Source organism: Empedobacter sp. GD03739, from assembly GCF_029843245.1.
Lineage (GTDB): Bacteria > Bacteroidota > Bacteroidia > Flavobacteriales > Weeksellaceae > Empedobacter > Empedobacter falsenii_B.
The window spans coordinates 1-5,095 of record NZ_JAOCHX010000083.1 but is presented as its reverse complement, the minus strand read 5'-3'; the positions used below and the strand labels follow the sequence as shown (position 1 = coordinate 5,095).

Annotated in this window: 4 protein-coding genes; 1 reads left to right on the top strand and 3 read right to left on the bottom strand. The window is 30.4% G+C overall.

What is annotated here, in order from left to right:
- Positions 1 to 585, top strand: a 585-nt coding sequence (locus N5E64_RS15360; RefSeq protein ID WP_280038264.1) for a class I SAM-dependent methyltransferase, incomplete at its 5' end; no start/stop codon positions are given.
- Positions 586 to 679: 94 nt separating this feature from the next.
- Here the strand turns inward: N5E64_RS15360 and N5E64_RS15355 are convergent.
- The 3 genes from N5E64_RS15355 to N5E64_RS15345 all read right to left on the bottom strand — a co-directional run bounded on the left by N5E64_RS15355 (position 680) and on the right by N5E64_RS15345 (position 5,069).
- Entirely contained in the window at positions 680 to 2,272 is a 1,593-nt protein-coding gene (locus N5E64_RS15355) for a S41 family peptidase (protein ID WP_280038262.1), read from the bottom strand.
- 33 nt (positions 2,273 to 2,305) lie between these two features.
- Entirely contained in the window at positions 2,306 to 2,905 is a 600-nt protein-coding gene (locus N5E64_RS15350; protein WP_125349532.1) for an HD domain-containing protein, read from the bottom strand.
- Between the two features lie 85 nt (positions 2,906 to 2,990).
- Complete coding sequence (locus N5E64_RS15345) at positions 2,991 to 5,069, bottom strand: S8 family peptidase (protein WP_280038261.1); 2,079 nt, start codon at positions 5,067 to 5,069, stop codon at positions 2,991 to 2,993.
- Positions 5,070 to 5,095: the final 26 nt, after the last annotated feature.

Here is a 5,095-nt window from a genome sequence, read left to right as displayed (position 1 = left end):
GAACATATATACGAAGTAAAAACTCCAGAAGAAGTGAGTTGGACACAAGAAAAACCAGAAACTTCTTTAAATTTTATTCATTCTTTTGGAGCTGATAAAACAGCTAAAATTATTGATATTGGTGGTGGAGATAGTAAGTTGGTCGATTTTTTATTGGAAGAAGGATATGAAAATATTTCTGTTTTGGATATTTCTGCAAACGCGTTGGAAAGAGCAAAAAAGCGTTTAGGAAATAATGCAGAAAAAGTAACTTGGATTGTTGCTGATATCACCGAATTTGAACCTACGGAACAATACGATATTTGGCACGATAGAGCAGTTTTTCATTTTTTAATAGAAGAAAATGACATCAAAAAGTACCAAGATTTGGTCGCGAAAGCTGTAAAAAGAAATATGGTAATTGGAACTTTTTCGAAAAACGGACCATTAAAATGTAGTGGTTTGGAAATAAAACAAAATGATAAAACTTCTTTAACTTCTACTTTTGAAAATAATTTTGAGAAAATAGATTGTTTTACAATTGATCATAAAACGCCGTTTGATACAATACAAAATTTTATTTTCTGTAGTTTTAACAGAAAATAAAATGCGTTAGGGATTGCAGTGGAAATCCTTTGCTGTTGAGCAAATATTGAAACGAAAAGCCCGCTCGAACGCCCAGAATATAAAAATCATCTCCTTAATTCAGGAGATGATTTTCTTTTTTTAAAACTTTATTGTATTTGATATTTCCTTTTTTGATATCATTTAAAATCCATTTCAGTTCAGCATCTGTACGTTTAATTTTATCTTGCAAATTAGGCTGAATAAGTTGGTTTGGATAAACACCATGTGCCTGTTCTTCTCGTTTTTCCGTTGGAGAAAGATAAACTGTACCTACTGAAATTTTGAGTTTGGAATTGGGCAACGTAAATTTTGGCATCAACCCAGCAACCGTTCCATTAAAATCTCCTCCCGTTTCTTCACCTACAAAAAAAGCTCGATTTTTTAGTTGAAGATTAGCCGAAATCAACGCCGAAGCAGAGTAAGAACCACCATTTATAATGACATACAAATTGTGGTGATACACGAGCTCTTTATCTATTTTGACATGCGAAAAAGGCATGTGCAATTCGTATTCATTTTTAGCATTTTTTGACGTCGAAAAATAAGTATAACCCGATCCCAACCAAAGCAACGGATAGGAATAAACGGGAAAAAGATTGTACAACGACTTGCCAAAAGAGGTTTTGTTCGCGACGATTTTTTCACCTAAAAATGCCTTGGAATCATCGACCAAATAAGCGTATAAATAGTGTGAATCTTTTAGGTAACCACCACCATTGTTGCGTAGATCGAGAACTAAATTTTGGACTTTATGATTCTTGATATCCGTAAAAACTTCTTTATATAGTTCGCGTATTTTACCTTTTCTAAAATCTGTTACTTTTAATACCGCTATCGTACTATCATTCGTAGGAAAAGCCAAATCTTTAGAATAGGTTTTGGAGCTTTTAGAATAACCATATTTCTTTTGTTTTATCCTTACTTTTCGCTCAACTTCTTTCTGCTCTTTTGTAATTTTTGGTGTTTCTGCAACCTTTTCACTTTTAGGTTTGGGATAAGTGCGAAATGTTTTTTTTCGGATGATTGAATTTCCCATTTTAAAGGTTAATTCAACCGAATCTTTAATTCCATTTTCTAAAGTAAAATAATTAAGAAAAGTTCTGTTAAACACATTATCCGAAAAAGTTTGATTTTCACCATCTCCATAAATACTTTTTTTATATTTATCGTATAAATACTTTGTAGAAACACTATCTATATAAAGCAAAGCCGAACCTTGATTAATCGGATTGATTTTACTGTAATCTGCCACTAAAAAAACTGAATCATTTTGCCAAAAAAAACTATAATCACTAAAAGCAGATTTAGATTCTTTGTATTTTTTTTCCTTACTCTTTTCTATTCGTTTATATATCGGATAAATATCTGTATGACCATGTTCTAAACTTTCGAAAATCGGAAAAAACTTGACATAAAAATCATTTGGTTTCAATGGTTGATGAATTGTTTTTTTTAGGCTATCAAATTTATAATCAATTTGTTTTTGAGAAGTGTATAAATCTAATTTTGGATGATATCTTTTTAGTTTTTTATAAACAAAATCTACATCTTTTTTCAATTTATTTGCAGGAATCTCTTTATCAATATGTGCATTGTATTTCTCTACAGAAACACAGCTGCATATCAACAAAAATGACAAATAAATTAGAGTAGATTTTAATTGCATTGAGGATAATTAAATGAATAATAAGTTACAATATTATTTTACTTCTTGATAAAATTCTTCGATAAAATTTTCCATATATTGATGACGTTTTAAAGCGATTTCTTTTGCTGTTTTGGTATTCATCAACTCTTTTAATTTAAATAATTTATCATAAAAATGTTGCACACTCGATGCGTCTTTGGAATTATCATAAGGATTATACAAAATATTACCAACACTTCCGCCATATGCAAAACAACGCGCAATACCAACCGCTCCAATCGCATCTAAACGATCAGCATCTTGCACAATCTCCGCCTCGATAGTTGTTGGTTTATTTCCTTTACTAAATGAAACTTGCGAAACTATTTCCAATACTTTCTGAATTGATTCTTCCCCTACATGAATTGATTCTAAAAATTTTCTAATTAATTCCTCCGATTTATCAACTCCATTATGTAATTTATAATCACCAATATCGTGTGTCCAAGCAGCTAATTCAACCAAAAAAGAATCTGCATTTTCAGTCTCTAAAATCTTCTTTGCATTTGTTACCACACGTTCTATGTGAAAATAATCGTGACCTGTTCCTTCATCTAAAAACGTTTTTTTGATATATGCCTGTGTCTGAGTAAGTATTTCTTGTTTGTTCATTTTTTGATAATCTATTTCACGCTAAAATAAAAAACTTCAATAACAATGTTATTGAAGTTTTAAGTTAATAGAAAAAAATATGATTTTATTGTTTTACGATTTTTTTAGAAACCGATTGTTTATCTGTTTTAATATTAAGAATGTAAACACCTGTTGGTAAATTCGAAACATTAATTTGCTTCTTATCCGAAGACGAAACTTTTTTTCCAGTCATATCAAAAATATCTACAACTATCATTTTTTCATTCGTCTGTACATTTACAATATCTTTTGTAACTGTTGGATAAACAGAAATCGATTTATCAACAGCTAACTCATCTGTATTAAGAGCTCCAGTTGTTCTACCTGTTATCAATACAGTAACATCCTGATTCTTTTTAACTCCTGCGTTATCTATTAAATTTCCTTTATTTGAAATAATAACTTTATATTTTGCTCCTTTTGTTGGAGTCTTTATAAGAACTTGTTCATAATTATCTACTGTATTATCTCCTTTGATTGCAGGACCAGTAACATTATTTAAATCTAATTTCCATGGAAAATAAGTAACATTTGTAGAACTTTCTACTACTCTTAAATCAAAATCATTAATCAATCTTGAAGACTGATTATAAAATAAATCATTTATATTTTTAAAATAAGCTGCTTCTGGGTCTATCCAGGAAATACTTGCTTTCAAAGGTGTTCCATCGGAAGTTATTTCATACACTATATCTGTACCTGAAACTTTTGATTTTCTTTCAAACAATTTTGTATCATCTAATAAAACCTCTGCTGCTTTTTTAGTATTTAATAATCCCCAACCAAAATAAATATCTGGTCCATCATTATCTCCAGCCTCATCAGCAGTATGTAAAAGTAGTGTTTTAGCTTCATCTCCAAAAAAAGTAAATGTAGAATTATTATTTACTAATCTTTGTAACTGAGTCAACATTCCCATTGCCCCCGTCACAATTGGTGCAGAAAAAGATGTACCACTTCCTATAATAAATACATTATTTTGTGTAGGATTTGATGAGTCATATGAAGGAGCAATCAAAGAATCTCCATAAGTAGAAATATCTGGTTTAATTGCTCCATCTTTACGAGGTCCAACACTTGAAAATGTTGCTCTATTATCTTTTGTTAATGTCGTAAATTTATAATCAGTAGTATTCGGTAATTTAACCGCTCCTACAACAATGATATTTTTAGCCAATGACCCCCAACCAATACAATATGCATCATTAATACAATTTTTTGAAGGTATTACTTCCGATGCAGTAAAAGGTGTCCAAATCCCATCTTTGTATTGGAATTTTGGATTAGTATCAGAGGCATCTGGTCCCGAACCATAATAATTACCTGCTGATTTAACAACAATATAATTTGGATTATTATAAACCGTCTTGTCAAAATCAGCATCAGAACTATAATAAGATCCACTCAAAGTAGCACTGGCGTCCTTAACTAAATCTTGATAATTTGTCATATTAAAATACCATCCAGGACCTAATTTATCTGTCTTAGAATAATAATTATCCCATCCTAAATTTACACCATAAGAATGATTAGATAAATTTTCTTTTGCATTTAAAAGCTTCTGTATATTGTTTCCATTTGTTGTTGTATTAAAACTGCTATTTTTTATTTTAGCTTTTGTTAATACTCCTTTAGCTGCATATTGTGGGTATCCATTAAATGAAGCTCTACCTTCGGCTGCAATAAAACCTGATACAGAAGTTGCATGATCAGATATTGCAGTTGCTCCATTTTCGGTATCAAATAATCTGCTTGAATTTCCATAATCAAGATCTCTAAACTCAATATGTGTTCCTAGCGCTGCCCCTCCGTCCATTACTAGTACACTAACATCTTTCCCATTCAAAACAAAACCATTAATACCTTCATTTTGTAACTCAGTAATACCCGCTCCTGTATTTGCTCTAATATCATCAGTTTGGTAAAAAAAAGGTGAATCTTCTATAAAACCTGCGAGATTAGAAATTCCTTTTGATTGATCTACAATTACAGATTTAGCATTCTTATTCTGTAGACTATTAAACTTCTGTTCATTCTTTAATTGCTGCTCTTCCAGTTTTTTATAAAAAATCGCATTATTATCCTGCGCAAAAGAAGCTGACAATCCAAATAATGTAAATAATAAAATAAATGTTTTCTTCATACTATGTTTATTTATGTAATTTTATT

Bases quoted from the DNA above. Each gene is read 5' to 3' on its own strand.
- N5E64_RS15355 (WP_280038262.1), bottom strand. From the start codon at position 2,272: ATGCAATTAAAATCTACTCTAATTTATTTGTCATTTTTGTTGATATGC.
- N5E64_RS15350 (WP_125349532.1), bottom strand. From the start codon at position 2,905: ATGAACAAACAAGAAATACTTACTCAGACACAGGCATATATCAAAAAA.
- N5E64_RS15345 (WP_280038261.1), bottom strand. From the start codon at position 5,069: ATGAAGAAAACATTTATTTTATTATTTACATTATTTGGATTGTCAGCT.